This is a genomic window from Rhizobium sp. NLR22b, from assembly GCF_019685295.1.
Taxonomy (GTDB): Bacteria; Pseudomonadota; Alphaproteobacteria; order Rhizobiales; family Rhizobiaceae; genus Rhizobium.
Genome location: NZ_JABDWM010000004.1, coordinates 349545 through 372180 on the forward strand (window position 1 = coordinate 349545; position 22636 = coordinate 372180).

Consider the following 22636-nt stretch of genomic DNA (forward strand, 5'->3'; position numbering starts at 1 on the left):
TGGAAATGTTTCAACGCGGCTCTTCAAACGATTTAAAAAGAATGAAACAAATTTAAATCGATTAATTATTTGATATTACTATATTTTCTCAATTTTTGTCTCTTGTCTTTTAAAATTTCTCCCCGTATTTTCCCGCTTGGTTTTAACGGCAACGAGCCTGAGCAAAGGGAACTAGCCATGGAAAAGTTCGGAGTTCATAACCCGGCAACGGAGCTTGCAACGGTTGGATTGGGCGGCGCAGCCAGCGTCCGCTATAACTTTTCCGCCGCAGCGCTCTATGAAGAAGCGATCCGCCGGGGTGAAGCCGAACTGACAGCTCAGGGCGCGCTTCGGGCCCTCACCGGTCAGCATACGGGCCGTTCGCCGCGCGACAAATTCGTCGTTCGCGACACCAATACCGATGGTCAAATCTGGTGGGACAACAACAAGCCCCTCTCGCCGGAGCATTTTGCCCTGCTGCGCGACGATATGCTGGCGCATGCAGCGGGCAAGGATCTGTTCGCTCAGGATCTCGTCGGCGGCGCCGAGGAAGGCCACGCCCTGCCGACCCGCGTCATCACCGAATTCGCCTGGCATTCGCTGTTCATCCGCAATCTGCTGATCCGCCCCGAGGAGGCGGCGCTGCCGACCTTCGTGCCGAAGCTGACGATCATCGATCTGCCGAGCTTCAAGGCCGATCCGGCCCGTCACGGCTGCCGTTCGGAAACGGTGATCGCCTGCGATCTCACCAACGGTCTCGTTCTCATCGGCGGCACCTCCTATGCCGGCGAAATGAAGAAGTCGGTCTTCACCGTGCTCAACTACCTGCTGCCGGCCAAGGGTGCCATGCCGATGCACTGCTCGGCAAATGTCGGTCCGGACGGTGACGCGGCTGTCTTCTTCGGTCTTTCCGGCACCGGCAAGACGACGCTTTCGGCCGATCCGGCCCGCACGCTGATCGGTGACGACGAACACGGCTGGAGCGAAAACGGCATCTTCAACTTCGAAGGCGGCTGCTACGCCAAGACCATCCGCCTTTCGGCTGAGGCCGAACCGGAAATCTACGCAACGACGCAGCGCTTCGGCACCGTGCTCGAAAACGTTGTCCTCAACGAACGGCGTGAACCCGATTTCGATGACGGTTCGCTGACTGAAAATACCCGTTGCGCCTACCCGATGCATTTCATCCCGAATGCCTCGGAAACCGGCCGGGCCGGGCATCCGAAGACGATCATCATGCTGACGGCCGATGCCTTCGGCGTCATGCCGCCGATCGCGCGCCTGACGCCCGATCAGGCGATGTATCACTTCCTCTCCGGGTACACCGCCAAGGTGGCCGGCACCGAAAAGGGTGTCGTCGAGCCGGAAGCGACCTTCTCCACCTGCTTCGGCGCGCCCTTCATGCCGCGTCATCCGGCCGAATACGGCAACCTGCTCAAGGAGCTGATCAGCCGCCACGGCGTCGAGTGCTGGCTCGTCAACACCGGCTGGACCGGCGGCGCCTACGGCACCGGAAAGCGCATGCCGATCAAGGCGACGCGTGCCCTTCTCGCTGCCGCCCTCAGCGGCAAACTCGGCCAGCTCGAATTCCGCACAGACACGAACTTCGGCTTTGCCGTGCCGGTTTCCGTCGATGGCGTCGACGGTGGCATTCTCGATCCGCGCTCGACCTGGGCCGATAAGGCAGCCTACGACGCGCAGGCCGAAAAGCTGGTCTCGATGTTCATTGCCAACTTCGCCAAGTTCGAAGGTCACGTCGACGGCGGCGTTCGCGATGCGGCCCCGGGCGTAAAGGTGGCCGCCGAATAAGAAGCGCAAGCAATTCCAGCAAAAGTGTGCAGCGGTTTTGCGCGCGGAATTGCGCTAGACAAAATCTCTGATTCACGTGAAACCCGGTATTGCAGGATTGCCGGGTTTTCTCGTTGAGGGCCAATTTTCAATTGGCGGCCGATATGAGATAGAACGCCGCATGGCCAGTGACGCGCTCTACATCGATGACAGGATCACCATCGCGGGATGGGAACTGACGGAACAATTCGTTCTGGCGGGCGGCCCCGGTGGGCAGAACGTCAACAAGGTTTCGACCGCGGTCCAGCTGTTCTTCAACATCGCCAATTCGCCTTCCCTCAATGATCGCGTCAAGGCCAACGCGATCAAGCTCTCCGGTCGGCGCATGTCGAAGGAGGGCGTGCTGATGATCGAGGCGAGCCGCTTTCGCAGCCAGGACCGCAACCGCGAGGATGCCCGCGAGCGGCTGAAGGAACTGATTCTGGAGGCAGCCAAGCCGCCGCCGCCGCCGCGCAAGAAGACCAAGCCCACCAAAGGTTCGGTCGAACGCCGCCTGAAGGAAAAATCCGGCCGCTCGGAAGTCAAAAAAATGCGCGGCCGGCCCGGCGGCGGTGAATGACATGCCCGAGCTCCTGAACGGCATCCGGTATCTGCCCGGCTATCTTGACCGGGCGCGCCAGGAGGAATTGGTCGAGGTGATCCGTGCCGTGGTCACCGAGGCGCCGCTCTATGTGCCCGTCATGCCCGGCACCGGCAAACCGATGTCGGTCAGGATGACCAATTGTGGGCCGCTCGGCTGGGTGACGGACAAGGAGCGGGGCTATCGTTATCAGCCGACGCATCCGGCAACCGGCGGGCCCTGGCCTTATATGCCGCAGCAATTGCTCGATATCTGGAATGACGTTTCGGGTTATGAGAAGCCGCCGGAGGCTTGCCTCGTCAATTTCTATTCCGACGACGCCCGCATGGGCCTGCATCAGGATAAGGACGAGAGGGATTTGCAGGCGCCGGTCGTCTCGATCTCGCTCGGCAACAGCTGCCTCTTCCGGGTCGGCGGCCTCAACCGCAATGATCGCACGCTGTCCTTAAAGCTTGCGAGCGGCGATCTGGTCGTGCTGGGCGGTGAGGGGAGGCTTTGTTATCATGGCGTCGACCGGATCTACCCCGCGACATCGACGCTGTTGAAGAACGGCGGCCGCATCAATCTGACGCTGCGCCGCGTTCGTTCGTGAAAATTGATCGCCTGCTATAGTTTTCTGAGTGCGACCTGTTCGATCAGATGATCCTTGCCCTTTTTCAGGATGAGATCGGCGCGCGGCCGCGTCGGCAGGATGTTCTGGCGCAGGTTCTTCAAGTTGATGTTCCTCCAGAGATCTTCGGCGATTTCAAGCGCTTCCGCATCGGTGATCGAGGCGTAGCGATGGAAATAGGAGTTGGGATCGCGGAAGGCGGTTTCACGCAGCCGCATGAAGCGCGTCACATACCAGTTGTGGATCTGGTCTTCCGCGGCATCGATGTAGATCGAGAAGTCGAAGAAGTCGGATACCATCGGCACGATCTTGCCGTCGGCCGGCAGGTCGCGCGATTGCAGCACGTTGATGCCTTCGAAGATCAGAATGTCGGGACGGTCGACGATCTTGTATTCGTCCGGCAGCACGTCATAGACGAGATGCGAATAACACGGCGCCTTCACATCGGGCCGCCCGGCCTTGATCGCCGAGAGGAAGCGCAGGATCGCGCCCGTATCATAGCTTTCCGGGAAACCCTTGCGCTGCATCAGCTTTTCCCGCTGCAGCACCGCGTTCGGGTGGAGGAAGCCGTCTGTCGTGATGAGATCGACCTTCGGGCTGGAAGGCCAGCGCCCCAGGAGCTCCTTCAGGATACGGGCTGTGGTCGATTTTCCCACAGCGACCGAGCCGGCGATGCCGATGACGAAAGGCGTTTTCGTGACATCCGACATGCTGAGGAAGCGGTTGCGCTGGTCGAACAGCATCTGCGAGGATTCGACATGCGACGAAAGCAGGCGCGACAGCGAGAGGTAGATGCGCCGGACCTCGTCGAGATCGATCGGGTCGCCCATTGAACGCAGCCGCTTGACCTCGTCGCCGGTCAGCGTCAGCGGCGTGTCGGCGCGGAATTTCGCCCATTGCCCGGAAGAGAAGAAATGGTAGGGCGAATAGGATTCAGACTGGAAGTGATCCAATATCTCCGGCACCCCGATAATCTCAGTCGCGATACTCATGAACTCTGCCGGCTGGCCTTTTCCTTGAGACCGGACTGCGCGGTTCTGCGCTCGAGTTCGGCCATGACATTCTCTAGCGGTATTTCAGCAATCTTCAATACGACCAATAGGTGATAGAGCAGGTCGGCCGCCTCATAGGTCAGATTGTCGCGATCGCCTGTCACCGCCGCCATCACCGCTTCGATGGCCTCCTCGCCGAGCTTCTTCGCCGCCTTCGGCTGGCCGGCGGCCACGAGTTTGGCTGTCCAGGACTGCTCCGGTGAGGCTTTCGATCGCTCTTCGACGATGCGTTCGAGGTCGGAAAGGGAAAATCCGCTCATTGTCTGCTCTCAGGGTTCAGTCGAGACGCATGTCGATGCCGCACTTCGACATATAGTGTTTTGCCTCGCCGACAGTATAGGTGCCGAAGTGGAAGATCGATGCGGCCAGCACGGCATTGGCATGGCCTTCCTTCACCCCGGCGACGAGATCGTCGAGGTCGCCGACACCGCCGGACGCAATGACCGGCACACGCACCGCATCGGCGATCGTCCGCGTCAGCTCCAGGTCGTAGCCGACCTTGGTGCCGTCGCGGTCCATGGAGGTGACCAGCAGTTCGCCGGCCCCGCGCGCCACCATCTTCTGCGCGAATTCGACGGCATCGATGCCGGTCGCGTTGCGGCCTCCATGCGTATAGATTTCCCAGGCGCTGAGATTGTCGCCGCCGACCGCTTGCGTGCGCCTGCGCTTGGCGTCGATCGAGACGACGATGCACTGGTCACCGAACTTGTCGGCCGCCTCGGCGACGAAATCAGGATTGCTGACAGCTGCCGAGTTGATCGACACCTTGTCGGCGCCGCACAGCAAGAGCTTGCGGATGTCGGCGATGGTTCTGACCCCGCCTCCGACCGTCAGCGGCATGAAACATTGATCGGCCGTGCGCGACACGACATCGAAAATCGTTTCGCGATTGTCCGAGGACGCGGTGATGTCGAGGAAACAGAGCTCGTCGGCGCCGGCCGCGTCATAGGCCTTCGCCGCTTCGACCGGATCGCCGGCATCAACGAGATTGAGAAAATTGACGCCCTTGACGACGCGGCCGTCCTTGACGTCGAGGCAGGGAATGACACGAGCCTTGAGGGTCATTTACGCAGTCTCCTTGGCCCTGTTGGCCTTGATCAGCGCCAGCGCTTCCTTGGGGTCGATGCGACCGTCGTAAAGCGCCCGGCCGGAAATCGCTCCTTCCAGCTTCTGCGCGTCGGGCTGCAGCATGCGCTTGATATCGTCCATGGAGGCCAGGCCGCCCGAAGCGATGACGGGAATGGAGACGGCATCGGCGAGTTCCAGCGTCGAGCTCCAGTTGATGCCGGTCAGGATGCCGTCGCGGTCGATATCAGTGTAGATGATCGCGGCAACGCCGGCGCCCTCGAATTTCCTGGCAAGCTCGATAATGCCGAGTTCGGAAGCTTCAGCCCAACCCTCGACCGCCACCTTGCCGCCCTTGGCATCGATGCCGACGGCGACGCGGTCGGGAAACTTCCGGCAGGCCTCGATGACCAGCTGAGGATTTCTGACGGCGACGGTGCCGAGGATGACCCGCCGCAACCCCCGCGACAGCCAGGCTTCGATGTGGTCGAGCGTGCGGATGCCGCCACCGAGCTGCACCGGATTTTTCGTCGCCTTCAGGATCGTCTCGACGGCGTCGCCATTGGCCGAATGCCCCGCGAAGGCGCCATCGAGATCGACCACATGCAACCATTCGAAGCCCTGGTCTTCGAAGGATTTCGCCTGGGCGGCCGGATCGGTGTTGTAAACCGTCGCCTGCTGCATGTCGCCGAGCTTCAGGCGAACGCATTGGCCGCCCTTCAGATCGATCGCGGGAAAAAGAATCATGTCGTCTTACGTCCGTAGAGTGATCGCCGCCATCAGCGCATTCCACGCATCTACGATATCCGAGCGGAAAAAGACAGCGGCAATGGCGGCCGCGCTCAAAAGCAGCAGAAGCAGCAGGATGACGATGAAGCCGGCACGCACCTGGCGCCAGAAACCGAGGCGCTTCTTCACCGATTTCTCGATCTCGCGCACCCGCCGCAGGGCGTCGCTGTTGACGGCGGCGAGCCGGATATCTGGCTCCATCGCCTCCACATAGGTCTCGGCATAGCTCGAAAGAATCTGCGAGGCGCGATCGCGCAGAGTGTTGCGCAGGTCGGTGGAGAGATAGTTGCTGGAAACTGCGGCAAGCTCGGCCTCATTGGGCGAACGACCGGCATTCCGCTTGCGATAGCTGACGACGAAATCGCGCTTCTGCCGCTCGTAAAGGGCGTAGGCAAGCAGGCCGATCAGATCGTCTTCGCCTTCGATATAGAATTCCAGCACGGCTTCGGTGATATCCCCGGCGTTGATCCCATTGGCGCGCAGCTGCGAATTCTCGTTGCCGGCAAGGAATTCGTGGATCATCGGTCCAGCCTTTCTTTCAATGCCTTGGCCGCGTTGGAAAGCGCTCTTTTATGGAGGGCTTCGTCGACACGACGAATGATCGTCCCGTCGGGAAGCCGGATGTCCGAGAAGGGAGGCAGACCCTCCCTGGAGGGCCGCAGCATATAGAACACCTTGCCTGATTTCTGCGAAGCCGGCATCGAGCGCACTCCTGTTCCTCCCTTTCCATAAAGAGGAAATAAGGCGCAGGTATTACGGATTCCAGCGCAGGAAATTGGCGATCAGGGCGAGGCCGAGCTTCTGGCTCTTTTCCGGGTGAAACTGGGCGCCCACCATGTTGTCGCGCCCGACGAGGGCGGTCATCGGCCCGCCGTAATCGACGGTCGCAATGACATCCTCGGGGTTTTTGGCGGCAAGATGGTAGGAATGCACGAAATAGGCGTGCAACCCCTGCGTCCCGGTGGGAATGCCGTCGAACAGCGGATGTTCGCGCTTCAGGTCGAGCGTGTTCCAGCCGATTTGCGGAATCTTCAACGAGGGATCGTCAGGCGTCATCTCGATGACGTCGCCTGGGATCCAGCCGAAGCCGTGTGTTACGGTTTTCTCGAGGCCACGCGACGACATGAGCTGCATGCCGACACAGATGCCGAGGAAAGGCCGCGCCTTATTCTCGACAGCCTCGATCAGCACCTCGCTCATTCCGGGCACGGCATCCAGGCCGCGCCGGCAATCGGCGTATGCGCCGACGCCCGGCAACACGATACGATCGGCCGCAGCAACGTCCTCCGCCTTATCGGTGAGATCGATATGGGCATCGATGCCCGCCTCGCGCGCGGCCCGCTCGAAAGCCTTGGTCGCCGAACGAAGGTTGCCGGAACCGTAGTCGATAATCGCGACGCGCATCGTCAGCGTCCTCCATCAAAACCAAAGAGACCAAGAGATGTCGCTTGGCCACGCAGCCTGTTTGCACCGGACTTGTTCTGCCAATCCGGTGCGACCGTATCGTCACTGCCCGCAGGCACCGTCTTGTCCGCAAAATAGACCTGCTCGGCAATATCGAGCTTATCGGCTGCAATGAGGGCGTCCTCGTTCCAGCCCTTGGCGGCAAGATTGCGGATGCGACAGTTCTGGCCTTCGAGAGCGACCAGTATATTCACGCCCAGCATGATCGCCGCACCCGCCGGCCCCAGACCGGGTTCGTCCATCAGTGCGCCGCCGATTCCCTGCAAGAGAAAAGCCGCAGCCGCATGCAGCCATAGCCGGTGCACCAGAAGCCAAGCCCATGGAAACAGGAGGCCGAGCCAGGTGAAACCGTCGCGAATCGTGCGCACCTCATCGGTCGCTACACTCGCCCCGCCTGGCGGTGTCAGGAAAATATAGCTGGAGGTCATTGTCGCCGCTCCCTGAGGGGCTCAGACGAGCGTGCCCTTCGTCGAGGGAACACGGCCCGCCTGTCTCGGATCGATCTCTGTCGCCGTGCGCAATGCGCGGGCGACCGCCTTGAAGCATGTCTCGGCAATATGGTGGTTGTTGGCGCCATAATGGTTGAGAATATGCAAGGTGATGCCGGCGTTCTGGGCGAGCGCCTGGAAGAATTCGCGCACGAGTTCCGTGTCGAAGGTGCCGATCTTCGGCGCGCTGAAGGCGACATTCCAGACGAGGAACGGGCGACCCGAAAGATCGACCGCCGCCTTGGTCATCGTCTCGTCCATGGCGAGATCGATCGAAGCATAGCGTGTGATGCCTCGCCGATCGCCGAGCGCTTTCGAGATCGCCTGGCCGATCGCAATGCCGGTATCTTCGACCGTATGATGATCGTCGATATGCAGGTCGCCCTTGGCTTCGATGTCCATGTCGATGAGCGAATGCCGCGAAAGTTGGTCGAGCATATGGTCGAAGAAGCCGACGCCGGTCGAAATCTTCGATTTGCCGGTGCCGTCCAGGTTGACGGAAACGGAAATCGACGTCTCGTTGGTCTTGCGGGCAACGCTGCCCGTTCGGCTTGCTTCGGTCTCGGCCATGTGGCCCTCCATCGGAATAAGGCCGTTCCTTATCAGGCGCATCGGCAAATATCCAGAAGCCGCGGAGGAGAAAAGCCCCCATTTGCAATCGGCTCAGGCCTGCTTACATAGGGTTCAACAAGGACCGGCATGCGGTCTCGCGTAAAGGCCCGCCTCATGGGCAGACAGGTGTTTTATGACAACAATCATTACAGTTCGAAAAGGCGGCAAGGTGGTGATGGCGGGCGATGGCCAGGTGAGCCTCGGCCAGACCGTCATGAAGGGCAATGCCCGCAAGGTGCGGCGCATCGGCAAGGGCGAAGTCATCGCCGGTTTCGCCGGCGCCACGGCTGACGCCTTCACCCTGCTCGAAAGGCTTGAAAAGAAGCTGGAACAATATCCCGGTCAGCTGATGCGCGCCGCCGTCGAACTCGCCAAGGACTGGCGTACCGACAAATACCTGCGTAATCTCGAAGCCATGATGCTCGTCGCCGACAAGTCGATCACGCTGGCAATCACCGGCAACGGCGATGTTCTGGAGCCCGAACACGGCACGACGGCGATCGGTTCTGGTGGCAATTTTGCCTTCGCCGCCGCCCGTGCACTGATGGATAGCGACAAATCGGCCGAAGAGGTCGCCCGGCGCGCCCTCGAGATCGCCGCCGACATCTGCGTCTACACCAACCACAATATTGTGGTGGAATCGCTGGATGTCGAAGGCTGAATACCAGGCCTTTCGGCTGCCGCCGCGGCTGACCTGCCGCGGCGAAACAACGAATTGCGGCCGGGCCGATGGCTCCGGACCGCCAGGAGAATGATACGCAATGACGACCTTTTCCCCCCGCGAGATCGTTTCCGAGCTCGATCGCTACATCATCGGCCAGCATGATGCCAAACGCGCCGTCGCGATCGCGCTGCGCAACCGCTGGCGTCGCCAGCAGCTCGACCCGAGCCTGCGCGACGAGGTCATGCCGAAAAACATCCTGATGATCGGCCCAACCGGTGTCGGTAAGACGGAGATCTCCCGGCGTCTGGCAAAACTCGCCGGCGCCCCTTTCATCAAGGTCGAAGCCACCAAGTTCACCGAAGTCGGTTATGTCGGCCGTGATGTCGAGCAGATCATCCGCGATCTGGTCGAGGTCGGCATCGGCCTAGTGCGCGAGAAGAAGCGGGCCGAGGTGCAGGCCAAGGCCCATGTCAGCGCCGAGGAGCGTGTGCTCGATGCGCTGGTCGGCACCACCGCTTCGCCCGCCACCCGCGAAAGTTTCCGCAAGAAGCTCAGGGACGGCGAGCTCGATGACAAGGAAATCGATATCGAGGTGGCCGATGCCGGTTCTGGCATGGGCGGCTTCGAAATACCCGGCATGCCGGGCGGCAATATCGGCGTGCTCAACCTGTCGGAAATGTTCGGCAAGGCGATGGGCGGACGCACCAAGAAGGTGCGCACGACGGTCAAGGCCTCCTATACCGATCTGATCCGCGATGAATCCGACAAGCTGATCGACAACGAGGTGATCCAGCGCGAGGCCGTCCGTTCCACCGAGAACGACGGCATCGTCTTCCTTGACGAGATCGACAAGATCGCCGCCCGCGACGGCGGCATGGGCGCCGGCGTTTCACGCGAAGGTGTCCAGCGCGACCTGCTGCCGCTCGTCGAAGGCACGACGGTTTCGACCAAATACGGCCCTGTGAAGACGGACCATATCCTCTTCATCGCCTCCGGCGCCTTCCATGTCTCCAAACCCTCGGATCTTCTGCCGGAGCTGCAGGGCCGCCTGCCGATCCGCGTCGAGCTGCGTCCGCTGAACAAGGAAGACTTCCGCCGGATCCTGACGGAGACCGAAGCAAGCCTCATCCGCCAGTATCGAGCGCTGATGGAAACCGAAAATCTGAACCTCGATTTCACCGAGGACGCGATCGACGCGCTGGCCGATGTCGCCGTTCACTTGAACTCCTCGGTCGAGAATATCGGCGCACGCCGGTTGCAGACGGTGATGGAGCGGGTGTTGGACGATATTTCCTACAATGCGCCCGATCGGGCCGGGGCAGCCATCACGATCGATGCAGCCTATGTGCGAGAACATGTCGGCGATCTCGCGCAGAATACCGATCTGTCCCGCTTCATTCTGTGATATCGCCGCACCGGTGCATGGCTTTACCGATGTGAATGCCGCATTCTGTTGACCTCGACTATCGACAGCGGGCCTTTTCCTTTTTAGTGAAGGCCCGTTTTGTTTTCCGCTACGGCATTATTCGGCCAAGATTCTGGTCCAGTCAGCCGCATCGCGAACAGGACGATGAACGGACGGGATAGCGGATCGTGCGACGCCTTTTGACAAGCCTTTTGATTGCCGTTGCCCTGGTGAATTCGAAGCCGGCTTTCGCCATGCAGACGGTGCCGGCGGGCAATCGCCATGCCGAGCAGCCCGATATTCCCGGAGCGTCCGTCCGCCGCACCAAGGGCACCAAGAGCAGCTTCGATCTGAAATATGAGAAGGTCCATGAGCTTCTCGCGACCGATCACGAACTGATGGCAAAGATCCGCAAGGTCTCCAGCGCTTATGGCATCAATCCCATCCATGTCATCGGCGCGATCGTCGGTGAACATACCTATAATGTCGACGCCTATGACCGGCTGCAGGCCTATTACGTCAAGGCCGCCTCCTACGCCGGTGAAAGTTTCCGTTTCGCCTATGACGGCGAGAGCGTCGACGATTTCGTCGCTCGGCCCCAATTTGCCGGGTGCAAGGGCAAGAGTGATTCCTACACGCTCTGGTCCTGCCGGGAAGATGTCTGGGAAAGCGATTTCCGCGGCAAGACCGTCGGCGGCGAGAGCTTCCCCAACAATCGCTTCAGTGCGGTCTTCTTTCAGCCCTTTTACGCCGGCCAGACCTTCGGCCTTGGCCAGGTCAATCCCCTGACGGCGCTGATGCTTTCCGATCTCGTCAGCCGCGTCTCCGGCTATCCGAAGCTGAACGAGAAGAATGCCGGCGCCGTCTACAGGGCAATCATGGATCCCGACATCTCGCTCGCTTTCGTCGCCGCCTCGATCCGCAGATCGATCGACGATTACAAAGAGATTGCCGGCATGGACATCTCCGGCAATCCCGGCCTGACGGCGACGCTTTACAATGTCGGCAATTCCCGTCAGCGTGCCGCGGCGCTGGCCGCGAAAAACCGCTCTTCCGGCGCGACCGTTTGGCCCGAAGAGAATTATTACGGCTGGCTGATCAACGACAAGCTGGACGAACTCAAGGGCCTGCTCTAGCTTCAAGCTTGCCGGGAAGGCGTCGCTCTTCCCCGAAAGGCTTTGACGATGGACATGCGTCCGGATCCCTTCGTTCCGCCGGCACCGCTGCCGCGCACCGTGCCGCCGAGCCGGCTTGATATCATCCGCATCATTCTGCGCAACCCGCTCGAACTCTGGGGCGAGCCCTCCTACACGCTGCCCTGGATCAAGACGAGCTTCTTCGGGCAACACACCCTGATCGTCAACGATCCCGGCTTGATCAAGCACATACTGGTCGACAATGCCGCCAATTACCGCATGTCCGACATTCGCCAGCTGGTGCTGCGGCCAATCCTGCGTGACGGGTTGTTGACGGCGGAAGGCCAGGTCTGGAAGCGATCGAGAAAGGCGGTCGCGCCGGTCTTCACGCCGCGCCACGCCAAAGGTTTTGCCGGCCAGATGCTGCGGCAATCGGAAGATTTTGTCCGCAAATACGCGAACGTCGATGCGGATGGCCAGGACTTCGACATTGCCACCGATATGACTGATCTGACCTTTGCGATTCTTGCCGAGACGCTCTTTTCCGGCGAAATCATTTCGTCGAGCGGCCATTTCGCCGACGACGTCAACCAGCTTCTCCACCGCATGGGCCGCGTCGACCCGATGGACCTGCTGCGCGCGCCCTCCTGGGTGCCGCGTCTCACCCGCATTGGCGGCCAGAAGGTGCTCGAGAAATTCAGGGCGATCGTTCGCGACACCATGGATATGCGTCTGGCGAAGATGAAGGCCGATCGCGCCGCCGCACCGGAAGATTTTCTGACGCTGCTCCTGGAACAGGCCGGTCCGGATGGCCTCACCAAGGAGGAGATCGAGGACAATATCCTGACTTTCATCGGAGCCGGTCACGAGACGACCGCGCGTGCGCTTGCCTGGACGCTCTATTGTGTCGCCAACAGCCCGCATATTCGCGAGGCGATGGAGACGGAGATCGATGCCGTCCTGGCGACTGGAGCCGAACCTGTGGAATGGCTAGATCTGATGCCAGTGACACGGGCGGCCTTCGAAGAGGCTCTCAGGCTCTATCCGCCCGCACCTTCCATCAACCGCGCCGCGATCGCTGATGATCTCTGGATAAACGCCAAGGGCGAAAGGATCGAAATACCGGCCGACATCACCGTGCTCATCATGCCCTGGACGCTGCATCGCCACGAACTTTATTGGGAAAAGCCGCGCGCCTATATGCCGGAGCGCTTCCTGCCGGAAAACCGCGGCAGCATCGGCCGGTTCCAGTTTCTGCCGTTCGGCGCCGGCCCGCGCGTCTGCATCGGCGCGACCTTCGCGCTGCAGGAGGCGGTGATCGCACTGGCGGTCATGATGCACCGTTTCCGTTTCGATCAGACGGCAGCCACCAATCCCTGGCCGGTGCAGAAGCTGACGACTCAGCCGCAGAACGGGCTTCCCATGCGCGTGACGTCGCGCATAATTTCCCGAACGGCATAAATCTTTCGAACCATTGCAGAATTGACTGTGAATGAAAGGCGGGCAAAGTGGCAGCATTCACAGGCGTTGCCAAGGAGAATATCGCATGAGCCGCATTGATAAGAACGGTCTTGCCGTCGAAACCGTCCTTCACGATTTCCTGATGCAGGAGGTTCTGCCGGGGCTGGCGATCGATGTGGACAGGTTCTTTGCCGATTTTTCGGCAATCGTCCACGATCTCGCCGCACGCAATCGCGCACTGCTGGCCAAACGCGACGAGCTGCAGACGAAGATTGATGACTGGTATCGCCAGCATGGCGCCCCGTCGGATATGGACGAATATCAGTCCTTTCTCCGCAGCATCGGCTACCTCCTGCCGGAAGGGTCAGACTTCCAGGTCTCAACCGGAAACGTCGATCCCGAGATCGCCTCCATCGCCGGTCCGCAGCTCGTCGTTCCCGTGATGAATGCCCGCTACGCCCTGAACGCCGCAAACGCTCGCTGGGGCTCGCTCTATGATGCGCTCTATGGCACCGACGCCATTCCCGAGAGCGACGGCGCCGAGAAGGGCAAGGGCTATAATCCGAAGCGCGGCGAAAAGGTCATCGCCTGGGTGCGAGATTTCCTCGATACGGCGGCGCCGCTACAGGACAGCAGCTGGAAGGATGTCGGCAGCTTCGCCGTTAAGGACGGAGCGCTCGTTATCAGATCGGTCGACGGCGAGCAGACAATGCTCGGAGACGGCGGGCATTTTGCCGGCTATCGCGGCGATGCCGCGGCGCCGAGCCATGTTCTCCTGAAGAACAACGGCATTCATATCGATATCGTCATCGATCCGACAACGGCGATCGGTAAGGCCGATCCGGCCCATATTTCCGATGTCTGGCTGGAATCGGCGATCACCACGATCATGGACTGCGAGGATTCGATTGCCGCCGTCGACGCCGAGGATAAGGTCATCGTCTATCGCAACTGGCTCGGCCTGATGAAGGGCGATCTGCAGGAAGAGGTGGCAAAGGGCGGAACGACCTTCGTTCGCAAGCTCAACCCGGATCTGGACTATACCGGCCCGGATGGCACTTCGTTCGAAGTACATCGCCGTTCGTTGATGCTGGTGCGCAATGTCGGCCACCTCATGACCAATCCCGCGATCCTCGACAAGGACGGCAACGAAGTGCCTGAGGGCATCATGGATGCCGTCATCACTGCTCTGATCGCGCTTTACGATATCGGTCCCGCCGGCCGGAAGAAGAATTCCCGCACCGGCTCCATATATGTGGTGAAGCCGAAGATGCATGGGCCAGAAGAGGTCGCCTTCGCCGTCGAGATTTTCTCTCGGGTTGAAGACGCGCTCGGCATGGCGCGCAACACCATCAAGATGGGCATCATGGACGAGGAGCGGCGCACGACGGTCAACCTCAAGGAGTGCATTCGTGCCGCCCGCGAGCGCGTCGTCTTCATCAATACCGGTTTCCTCGACCGCACCGGCGATGAGATCCACACCTCGATGGAAGCCGGTCCGATGATTCGCAAGGGCGATATGCGCCAGGCAGCGTGGATATCGGCCTATGAGAACTGGAACGTTGATATCGGCCTGGAATGCGGCCTTTCCGGCCATGCGCAGATCGGCAAGGGCATGTGGGCGATGCCGGACCTGATGGCGGCGATGCTGGAACAGAAGATCGCCCATCCCAAGGCCGGCGCCAATACCGCCTGGGTGCCTTCGCCGACGGCTGCAACCCTGCATGCCACCCACTATCACCGCGTCAACGTCGCCAAGGTCCAGCAGGGGCTGAAGGACCGTGCTCGCGCCAGACTTTCCGACATTCTCTCCGTGCCGGTTGCGGTGCGGCCGAACTGGACGCCGGAGGAAATCCAGCGAGAGCTCGACAACAATGCTCAGGGTATCCTCGGCTATGTCGTGCGCTGGATCGATCAGGGCGTCGGCTGCTCGAAAGTGCCCGACATCAACAATATCGGCCTGATGGAGGATCGCGCGACCTTGCGCATTTCGGCCCAGCACATGGCAAATTGGCTGCATCACCAAGTCGTCACCGAAGCTCAAATCGTCGAAACGATGAAACGCATGGCTGCCATCGTCGACCGACAGAACGAATCCGATCCGGCCTACCGCCCAATGGCCGGCAATTTCGATGATTCGATTGCCTTCCAGGCCGCCCTCGATCTCGTCCTGAAGGGCAGGGAGCAACCGAACGGCTATACGGAACCGGTGCTTCACCGCCGCCGTCTCGAGCTCAAGGCGAAGCAATCGGCGTGACCGAGAATACGAAAAGGCCGCCGGGACGACAGTCCGGCGGCCTTTTTTACACCGAATTCGGTATCTACCTTACTGGATGACGATGACCTTGGAGGTCCCCTTGCCGGGGCGGACGCGGCTGTAGAGGTCGATGACGTCCTGGTTCATCAGGCGAATGCAGCCCGAGGAAGCGGCGGTGCCGATCGAAGCCCATTCCGGCGTGCCGTGCAGGCGGAACAGGGTGTCCTTGCCGTCGTCGTTGAAGAGATACATGGCGCGCGCGCCGAGAGGATTGCTGAGACCGGGGCCCATGCCCTCCTCGACGTATTTGGCGACGTCGGGGCGGCGTTCAGCCATTTCCTTCGGCGGGTGCCAGGTCGGCCATTCCTGCTTCCAGGCGACATAGGCGGTGCCGGCCCATGCGAAGCCCTGCTTGCCGACGCCGATGCCGTAGCGCATCGCCTTGCCGTTCGGCAGGATGTAATAGAGGAAACGCTCGCGCGTGTTGACGATGATGGTGCCGGGACGCTCCGTGGTCTGGTAGCTGACGACCTGGCGGCGGAACTGCGGCTTGACCCTGTCGATCGGGATCGCCGGCAGGGAGTATCCGGCATCCTTCGTCACGCCATAGGCGTCGTTGAAGATTTGAGCTGTCTGTACCGTCGGGCCTGTGCCCTTGTCGTCGACGGATGCGCTTTCGGAATTAGTGGAGCAGCCGGCCAGTGCGAGCGTCGTCAGCAGGCCAAATACAGGGAATGCATTGCGGATGCGCATAGATAACTCTTGAAGTTTTTGGGCGAGGAGAACAGTCTTTCGACCATCGTTGATTATGGTTTATTTTCGATTAACTTGCGCTTTGCAAGGCTACTGTGGCGCGACGAATTCGTCTGCTGCGCAAATTAAAAGCGCATGGTTTTTTTGCAACAACACACACGGCTCTGCGACGGTTATCCATGACGATTTTGAGCGTTTACAATAACAATCCGTTAATCGATGGCCGGCAATCGGACAGGGCCATGATGGTGCGGCGCGGGACGCAGATATTGCTGCATGAAATGCGCCATGCCGTGCTACCCGAACTGCCGCTCGCCAGCGGCCGCCGCGCCGATCTGATCACGCTTTCGGAAAAGGGCGAAGTCTGGATTATCGAAATCAAGACATCGATCGAGGATTTCCGGGTGGATCGCAAATGGCCGGAATACAGACTGCATTGCGACCGCCTGTTCTTTGCGACACATGAAGGTGTGCCGCTCGACATCTTTCCGGAGGAATGCGGGCTCTTCCTCTCGGATGGCTATGGCGCCCACATGATTCGCGAGGCGCCGGAACACCGCATGGCACCAGCCACGCGCAAGTCCGTCACGCTCAGTTTCTCGCGCGCCGCCGCGCAAAGGCTGATGATGGCCGAATGGGCGAACGGAAAACCGTTCACCGTGGATGATGTCTGACGAAGGTTTCGTCTATTTCGGCGCGCGTTTGGCAAGGATGCGCTGCAGCGTTCGCCGATGCATGTTGAGCCGGCGTGCCGTTTCCGAGACATTGCGCTCGCACATTTCATAAACCCGCTGGATGTGTTCCCAGCGCACCCGATCGGCCGACATCGGATTCTCGGGAAGTTCCGCTTTTTCACCCGGCCGTTGCGTCAGCGCCGAAAAGACATCGTCGGCATCCGCGGGCTTGGCCAGATAATCGACGGCTCCAAGTTTTACGGCCGTCACCGCTGTTGCGATATTGCCGTAGCCGGTCAGCACGATGATCCGGGTATCGTCGCGCCGCTGGCGGATCGCTTCGATGACGTCAAGCCCGTTGCCGTCGCCGAGGCGAAGGTCGACCACCGCATATTTCGGCGGCCTGCTTTTCGATTTCGCAACACCTTCCGCCACTGAGTCGGCCGTCTCCACCTCGAAGCCGCGCGTCTCCATCGCCCGTGCAAGACGGCGCAGGAACGGCCCGTCATCGTCGACGATCAGCAAGCTGGCGTCGGGCCCGATATGGTTTTCGTCCGATGCGGCGAAATTTCCGTGAGTCTGTTCTGTCATCGTCTCGGGTCCCGGCGGTTGCGCCTGATCCTGGTCAACCGTTCTCATTCTACTTATGCCCACAAACTCATTTTGTCGAATTTGCGTCGATCAGCATTCGCGGCCATTCGATGCGGATGCGCGCGCCGGCTCTTTCCGGCTCGCGGTTCTCGAAAACCAGCGATGCGCCCGAGCGCTCCAGCAGCGTCTTGGCGATGAAAAGTCCGAGCCCGAGGCCGCCGGCCGTATCTTCCTTCTGCCGCCTGGTCACATAGGGCTCGCCGATTCGCGTTAGGATGTCAGGCGAATAACCATTGCCGTCGTCCTCGATGACGATCAGCACTTTGTCGTGATCGTGTTCGACGGTGATGGTCACCTTCTCCCTGGCATAATCGACGGCATTTTCGATGAGGTTTCCGAGCCCGTACATGATGCCGGCATTGCGGTCGGTGACCGGCTCGTTCTTGCGCGGGCTTTTTTCGATGAGCTCGAGCGTGATGCCGAATTCCCGGTGCGGCGCGACGACCTCTTCGATCATCGAGGAAAGCGGTAGCCGGCGCATATGCGCCTCGCCTTCGGAGGAGAGCGTCGTCAGCCGCCGCAGAATATCACGGCAGCGTTCGCTCTGGCTCCGCAGCAGCATGACATCCTCGCGGAAGCGATCATCGTCCTTGAGCTCGCGTTCCATTTCCTTGGCGACGACGCTGATCGTGGCAAGCGGCGTGCCGAGTTCATGAGCGGCGGCCGCAGCCAGGCCGTCAAGCTGCGAAAGATGCTTTTCCCGCTGCAGCACCAGTTCAGTCGCGGCCAGCGCATCGGCAAGCTGGCTTGCTTCCATCGAGACGCGATAGGCATAGAAGGCGGCAAAGGCCATCGTCGAGGCGATCGAGCACCAGACGCCGAACTGCATGACGTTATGGACATTGATCTCGACCCCGTCGAACCAGGGCAGCGGGAAAGGCGAAAAGGCAAGCACGGTAATGCAGGCCATCGCAAAGCCGATCAGCGCCGTGCTGTAGCGGATCGGCTGTGAGGCAAAGGAGATGATAACAGGCACGCAGACGAGTGCGGCGAAGGGATTGGCGAGGCCCCCGGTGATGAAGAGCAGCGCGCAGAGCTGCAGGAGGTCGAAGCCGAGCAGCGCGAAGGCGGCGGGCGGCTCCAGCCGGTGCGTCGGCGGATAGCGGATCGTCAGGTAGAAATTCACCCAGGCGAGGGCGGCGATCAGCGAAGAGCTGGCGATCAGCGGCAAGGGAAATTTCAGCCAGAAGGCGACGATGAACACTGTCAGCGCCTGGCCGCCGACCGCAAGCCAGCGCAGCCGCACCAGCGTCTGCAGCCGCAGCCTGCGGCTGCTGTGCCGGTCTTCCAGCGTATGGCTTTGCGTCTTGTCGATCACGCCGGGCTTGTCGATCATGCCGGGGCTCCTTGATGGCTCTCATGTACCACGTGGTTTTGCCCGTGTCGTCGGCAACGCCTCTTCTGGCCGCTCCGGCCAGGGATGGCGGGGATAGCGCCCGCGCATCTCTGCGCGTACGTCCTTCCACGAGCCCGCCCAGAAGCCGGGCAGGTCGCGCGTCGTCTGGATCGGCCGGTGCGCCGGCGACGTCAGCTCCAGGAGCAGCGGCAGGCGGCCTCCGGCGACCGCTGGATGTTGTTTGAGCCCGAACAACTCCTGCACCCGGATCGTCAAGACCGGCTCCTCACCCTCATATTGGATAGGATGTCTTTGACCGGTCGGCGCCTCGAAATGCGTCGGCGCAAGCCGGCTAAGATCGCGCTGCAGCTCGTGCGGCACCAGCGACATCAGCCCGTTAGAAAGCCCTGCCGCAGAAATCTCGGAGAGGCTTCGGGCGTCTTCCTGGAAGGGAGCAAACCATTCCTCCAGCCGGGAAAGCAGAGCATCGTCGCTGACATCGGGCCAGGGATCACCGATCGTCCGATAAAGGAAACCGATCCGTTCGCGAAGCTGCAGGGCTTCCTTCGAGAAGGCGAGCTGATCGAGCCCCAGTTCGCGCACGCCCTCCATCAGCGCCTGAGTGACGGCGGCCCCGGAGGGACGCGGCAACGGCGTCTCTTCGAAGACGATCGAGCCGAGCCGGGTTGCCCGCCGCGCTCGCACCTGCCGGCTTTGGCGGTCGAAGAATGTCTGGTCATCGGTTCTGATCTCGCCAGGCAGTTCGGCCTCGATATCCGCACGCGTCACTTCGGCCGCCGCCAGAATCCGCCCCTGTGCCGCACGCCCGGTGAGATCGGCGATGACGAGCATCTGGCTGCCGGCGAGCCTCTCGGTTTCCGGCAGTTCCGCTCCCCGCCCGTTCGCCATGACGAATCGCCCGCGCCCGCCGCGCTGAAGCGCGATCCGATCCGGGAAAGCATGCAGCAGCAGCTGACCCGCCAGTACAGGTGCGGCAGTGGTGACGGTATCGAGGCCGGCGGCCAGCCGCCCCGCCAGCCGCCGCGAGGCGTCGGCTCTTTCGCCGCGCTCGGCCTTGAAGCGCCGCAGCCGGTCCTCAATGTCGACGCTCGGTCCGCCAAGCCCCTGTTCGGTCAGGAGCAGGGCAATCATCGCCGCCTCCCGGGCATGGCCCGACTCGCCTGATGAAACGACCATGGCGGCAAGCCGCGGCGGCAGAGCGAGATTGCGCATCATCTTACCGCGGACGGTCAACGCGCCATCCTTGTCGAGCGCTCCCAACTGGCCGAGCAGCGCCCGTGCCTCCTTAAGCGTCGTTTCCGGCGGCTGATCGACGAAGGCAAGAGATGCCGGATCCTGGACGCCCCAATGGGCGAGATCGAGCACCAGGCCGGCGAGATCGCTGGAGAGGATCTGCGGCGGCGTGAAAGCCGGCAGTGCCGCCGTCTGCCCCTGGTGCCAAAGCCGAATGGCGATGCCAGGCTCCGTTCGTCCCGCGCGGCCGGCCCGCTGATCGGCGGAGGCCCGCGACACCCGCACCGTCTCGAGCCGTGTAATCCCGGTCGAGGCTTCGAAGACCGGCAGACGCTGCAATCCGCTGTCGATCACGATTCGGACGCCGTCGATGGTGATCGAGGTTTCGGCGATCGAGGTGGCGAGGACGATCTTACGCGTCCCCTTCGGCGCTGGCCGGATCGCTGCATCCTGCTCCTTCTGACTGAGATTGCCATAGAGAGGCGCAATCAAGGTTTCAGGGCCGAATCGCCCCTGCAGGCGCTCCACGGTGCGCGTGATTTCCGCCTGGCCGGGCAGGAAGGCGAGGATAGAGCCGTCCTCGTCGGCATGTGCCTCGATAATCGCCCGCGTGACGGCATCCTCGATGCGCTCGCCGCCAGGCCGGTCTTGATAGCGGATATCGATCGGAAAGCTGCGCCCCAGGCTCTCGATGACAGGCGGATGATCGAGCAAGGCGGCCACACGCTCCACGTCGAGCGTCGCCGACATCACCAGGATGCGCAGATCCTCGCGGAGCGCTGATTGCACGTCGAGCGCCAGCGCCAGCCCGAAATCGGCATCGAGCGACCGCTCATGGAATTCGTCGAAAAGCACGGTCGAGACGCCGGTCAGTTCTGGATCGTCGAGGATCATTCGGGCGAAAACCCCTTCGGTCACCACCTCGACCCGGGTCGCCGCCGATATCCTGCTGTCGAGGCGCATGCGGTAGCCGATCGTCTCGCCCACCTGCTCGCCGATGAGTGACGCCATCCGGCTTGCTGCGGCTCGCGCCGCCAGCCGCCGCGGTTCGAGCAGGATGATCTTGCCGTCGCCGCGCCAGGCCTGATCGAGCAGGTAGAGCGGCACCAGCGTCGTCTTGCCGGCGCCTGGCGGAGCGGAAAGAACGGCGCGTCTCTGCTCGGTCAGCGCCGCCGCGACGGCGGGCAGGACATGCGAAACCGGAAGCTCCGGCAATGATGCACTGATCGTCACTTGCGGCCCGCCACCGTCTGATAGGCAAGGATGGCGCCGGCGAGATCCTCGAGTGCTGCGCCGACCGACTTGAACAGCGTGATTTCCTCGTCATGGCTCCGCCCTCCATGGGCGCCGCTCACGAGTTCCGCAAGCTCCGATTGGATGTCGTTCATGTCCAACAGGCCGCTTTTCATCGGCTGAACGATGTCGCCGGCCTCGCTGGTGGCGCCCGCGCGGGTATCGACATGGACCGAAGCGCGGCGAATGGCTTCGTCGTCACTTTCGCGCATGCTTGGTTTGAACGCGCCGACGAGGTCGAGATGTGCGCCGGGCTTCAACCATTCCCCCGATATGAGCGGTGCGCTGGAAAGCGTGGCGCAGGAAATGATGTCGGCGGTCCGCGCCGCCGCTTCCCTATCGGCCACCGCCTCGGCATCGAGGCCCAGCGCCCGCGCTTCCGCCGCGATCTTCTCCGCCGCTTGCGCGTTGCGTCCCCAGATCCTGTATCTCTGGATGGGCCGCGTCACGCCGTGGGCGAGCATCAGGTTGAGCGACAGCCGCCCGGTTCCGCAGACGAGCATTTCCTCCGCATTCGGGCGGGCGAGATAACGGGCGGCGAGCGCCGATGCCGCCGCTGTCCGCCGCGCCGTCAGTTCGGCGCCGTCGATCACGGCCAGCATCTCGCCGGTTGCGCCCGAGGAAAGAAGATAGGTTCCTGAGATTGCCGGCAGGCTTCGCCGCGCATTGCCGGGAAAGACCGAAACCACCTTCACCCCGGCATAACGACCGGGAACCCAGGCCGGCATCAGAAGCAGCGTTGCACTCTCTTCCCCGGGCACGTCCATCTCGTGGTGATGACGCACCGGCATCACGCATTCGCTCGCAAACATGGCGGCGATCGCTTCGATCAGCTCACGCCAAGGCAGGGCTGCGCGCGTCTGTTCTTCGTTGAGGACAAGCATTTTTCACTCCGGCGGATCGTTTTCTCCCCGGCAAACTAGCGAGTGCCGTGCGTGGGAGGCAAGCGCCCTGGAATTTCATCTGGCGGCTTCCCATATAGGTCATGGCTTCGCCGTCGAAGCGATTTATCGAGGTTCGGCGAAAACGAATCCCCAGAACTGCCAGATCCGGCAGTAAATTTGCGCGATTTCGAACGGCAAGCCAAAAACCCTTTACGAATCAGCCTGTTACAAAAATGTCAAAAAACTTTTGGAATGGCAGTTGACTTAGAAAAGGGGAAGGTTCTATAAGCCCACTCACTGAACGAGGGCGGCGGCGCTGCTGGCGACGAAGTCTTTCGTTCTAAAGAAACTCAAGCGGATTGGCGATTGCTGGTTTGTGTT

Annotated in this window: 23 protein-coding genes; 9 read left to right on the plus strand and 14 right to left on the minus strand. The window is 61.3% G+C overall.

Annotated features, from left to right (window positions below; genetic code table 11):
- Window positions 1-177 precede the first annotated feature (177 nt).
- The 3 genes from HJC00_RS09645 (at window position 178) to HJC00_RS09655 (ending at window position 2999) form a co-directional block, all read left to right on the plus strand.
- Window positions 178-1788 carry a phosphoenolpyruvate carboxykinase gene (locus HJC00_RS09645; protein WP_210632822.1) on the plus strand — a complete coding sequence of 537 codons (1611 nt, stop codon included), beginning with the start codon at window positions 178-180 and terminating at the stop codon, window positions 1786-1788.
- Between the two features lie 160 nt (window positions 1789-1948).
- Complete coding sequence (gene arfB, locus HJC00_RS09650; RefSeq protein WP_210632823.1) at window positions 1949-2386, plus strand: alternative ribosome rescue aminoacyl-tRNA hydrolase ArfB; 438 nt, start codon at window positions 1949-1951, stop codon at window positions 2384-2386.
- Between the two features lies 1 nt (window position 2387).
- Entirely contained in the window at window positions 2388-2999 is a 612-nt protein-coding gene (locus tag HJC00_RS09655) for an alpha-ketoglutarate-dependent dioxygenase AlkB (protein WP_221163901.1), read from the plus strand.
- 14 nt (window positions 3000-3013) lie between these two features.
- On the opposite strand, the gene coaA is transcribed toward HJC00_RS09655, so the two are convergent.
- Genes coaA through hisB form a run of 9 tightly spaced genes read right to left on the minus strand, consistent with a single transcriptional unit; the run spans window position 3014 to window position 8445 of the window.
- Window positions 3014-4009, minus strand: coding sequence for a type I pantothenate kinase (gene coaA, locus HJC00_RS09660; protein WP_210632825.1), 996 nt, complete (start codon window positions 4007-4009; stop codon window positions 3014-3016).
- Window positions 4006-4329, minus strand: a complete 324-nt coding sequence (locus tag HJC00_RS09665; protein ID WP_085776452.1) for a phosphoribosyl-ATP diphosphatase — start codon at window positions 4327-4329, stop codon at window positions 4006-4008. The genes coaA and HJC00_RS09665 overlap by 4 nt, the downstream gene beginning before the upstream one ends.
- Before the next feature lie 16 nt (window positions 4330-4345).
- On the minus strand, window positions 4346-5134 hold the full coding sequence (hisF, locus tag HJC00_RS09670; protein WP_184454375.1) for an imidazole glycerol phosphate synthase subunit HisF: 789 nt from the start codon (window positions 5132-5134) through the stop codon (window positions 4346-4348).
- The gene (hisA, locus tag HJC00_RS09675; RefSeq protein WP_221146306.1) at window positions 5135-5881 is read right to left on the minus strand and encodes a 1-(5-phosphoribosyl)-5-[(5-phosphoribosylamino)methylideneamino]imidazole-4-carboxamide isomerase; all 747 of its coding nucleotides are present in this window, start codon (window positions 5879-5881) and stop codon (window positions 5135-5137) included.
- A 6-nt stretch (window positions 5882-5887) separates the two neighbouring features.
- Window positions 5888-6445: a hypothetical protein gene (locus tag HJC00_RS09680; RefSeq protein ID WP_210632827.1), complete on the minus strand. Its 558-nt coding sequence runs from the start codon at window positions 6443-6445 to the stop codon at window positions 5888-5890.
- Window positions 6442-6624, minus strand: coding sequence for a hypothetical protein (locus HJC00_RS09685; protein ID WP_210632828.1), 183 nt, complete (start codon window positions 6622-6624; stop codon window positions 6442-6444). The genes HJC00_RS09680 and HJC00_RS09685 overlap by 4 nt, the downstream gene beginning before the upstream one ends.
- A gap of 52 nt (window positions 6625-6676) precedes the next feature.
- Window positions 6677-7327 (minus strand): imidazole glycerol phosphate synthase subunit HisH, encoded by a 651-nt coding sequence (gene hisH / locus HJC00_RS09690; RefSeq protein ID WP_210632829.1) that lies wholly within the window; start codon window positions 7325-7327, stop codon window positions 6677-6679.
- A 2-nt stretch (window positions 7328-7329) separates the two neighbouring features.
- Window positions 7330-7815 carry a DUF2628 domain-containing protein gene (locus HJC00_RS09695; protein WP_221122878.1) on the minus strand — a complete coding sequence of 162 codons (486 nt, stop codon included), beginning with the start codon at window positions 7813-7815 and terminating at the stop codon, window positions 7330-7332.
- A gap of 21 nt (window positions 7816-7836) precedes the next feature.
- Window positions 7837-8445, minus strand: coding sequence for an imidazoleglycerol-phosphate dehydratase HisB (gene hisB / locus HJC00_RS09700; RefSeq protein ID WP_210632831.1), 609 nt, complete (start codon window positions 8443-8445; stop codon window positions 7837-7839).
- A 175-nt stretch (window positions 8446-8620) separates the two neighbouring features.
- On the opposite strand from hisB, the gene hslV reads away from it, so the two are divergent.
- The 5 genes from hslV (at window position 8621) to HJC00_RS09725 (ending at window position 15410) form a co-directional block, all read left to right on the plus strand.
- Complete coding sequence (gene hslV / locus HJC00_RS09705; protein ID WP_210632832.1) at window positions 8621-9148, plus strand: ATP-dependent protease subunit HslV; 528 nt, start codon at window positions 8621-8623, stop codon at window positions 9146-9148.
- Between the two features lie 100 nt (window positions 9149-9248).
- Window positions 9249-10556: an ATP-dependent protease ATPase subunit HslU gene (hslU, locus tag HJC00_RS09710; protein ID WP_210632833.1), complete on the plus strand. Its 1308-nt coding sequence runs from the start codon at window positions 9249-9251 to the stop codon at window positions 10554-10556.
- A 188-nt stretch (window positions 10557-10744) separates the two neighbouring features.
- Complete coding sequence (locus HJC00_RS09715; protein WP_210632834.1) at window positions 10745-11692, plus strand: DUF1402 family protein; 948 nt, start codon at window positions 10745-10747, stop codon at window positions 11690-11692.
- Between the two features lie 48 nt (window positions 11693-11740).
- A complete protein-coding gene (locus HJC00_RS09720; RefSeq protein WP_210632835.1) occupies window positions 11741-13153 on the plus strand; it encodes a cytochrome P450 in 1413 nt (470 codons plus the stop codon).
- 85 nt (window positions 13154-13238) lie between these two features.
- Complete coding sequence (locus tag HJC00_RS09725) at window positions 13239-15410, plus strand: malate synthase G (RefSeq protein WP_221163902.1); 2172 nt, start codon at window positions 13239-13241, stop codon at window positions 15408-15410.
- Between the two features lie 69 nt (window positions 15411-15479).
- Here HJC00_RS09725 and HJC00_RS09730 read toward each other — a convergent pair whose 3' ends face one another.
- Window positions 15480-16163 carry a L,D-transpeptidase gene (locus HJC00_RS09730; protein ID WP_221154867.1) on the minus strand — a complete coding sequence of 228 codons (684 nt, stop codon included), beginning with the start codon at window positions 16161-16163 and terminating at the stop codon, window positions 15480-15482.
- Between the two features lie 179 nt (window positions 16164-16342).
- On the opposite strand from HJC00_RS09730, the gene HJC00_RS09735 reads away from it, so the two are divergent.
- Entirely contained in the window at window positions 16343-16837 is a 495-nt protein-coding gene (locus tag HJC00_RS09735; protein WP_011423458.1) for an MmcB family DNA repair protein, read from the plus strand.
- Between the two features lie 12 nt (window positions 16838-16849).
- On the opposite strand, the gene HJC00_RS09740 is transcribed toward HJC00_RS09735, so the two are convergent.
- The 4 genes from HJC00_RS09740 to HJC00_RS09755 all read right to left on the minus strand — a co-directional run bounded on the left by HJC00_RS09740 (window position 16850) and on the right by HJC00_RS09755 (window position 22255).
- Window positions 16850-17428, minus strand: coding sequence for an ActR/PrrA/RegA family redox response regulator transcription factor (locus HJC00_RS09740; RefSeq protein ID WP_210632837.1), 579 nt, complete (start codon window positions 17426-17428; stop codon window positions 16850-16852).
- A 67-nt stretch (window positions 17429-17495) separates the two neighbouring features.
- Window positions 17496-18824: an ActS/PrrB/RegB family redox-sensitive histidine kinase gene (locus HJC00_RS09745; protein WP_210632838.1), complete on the minus strand. Its 1329-nt coding sequence runs from the start codon at window positions 18822-18824 to the stop codon at window positions 17496-17498.
- Window positions 18825-18845: 21 nt separating this feature from the next.
- Window positions 18846-21311, minus strand: a complete 2466-nt coding sequence (hrpB, locus tag HJC00_RS09750) for an ATP-dependent helicase HrpB (protein ID WP_221163903.1) — start codon at window positions 21309-21311, stop codon at window positions 18846-18848.
- Window positions 21308-22255, minus strand: coding sequence for an ornithine cyclodeaminase family protein (locus HJC00_RS09755; RefSeq protein ID WP_210632840.1), 948 nt, complete (start codon window positions 22253-22255; stop codon window positions 21308-21310). The genes hrpB and HJC00_RS09755 overlap by 4 nt, the downstream gene beginning before the upstream one ends.
- Window positions 22256-22636 lie beyond the last annotated feature (381 nt).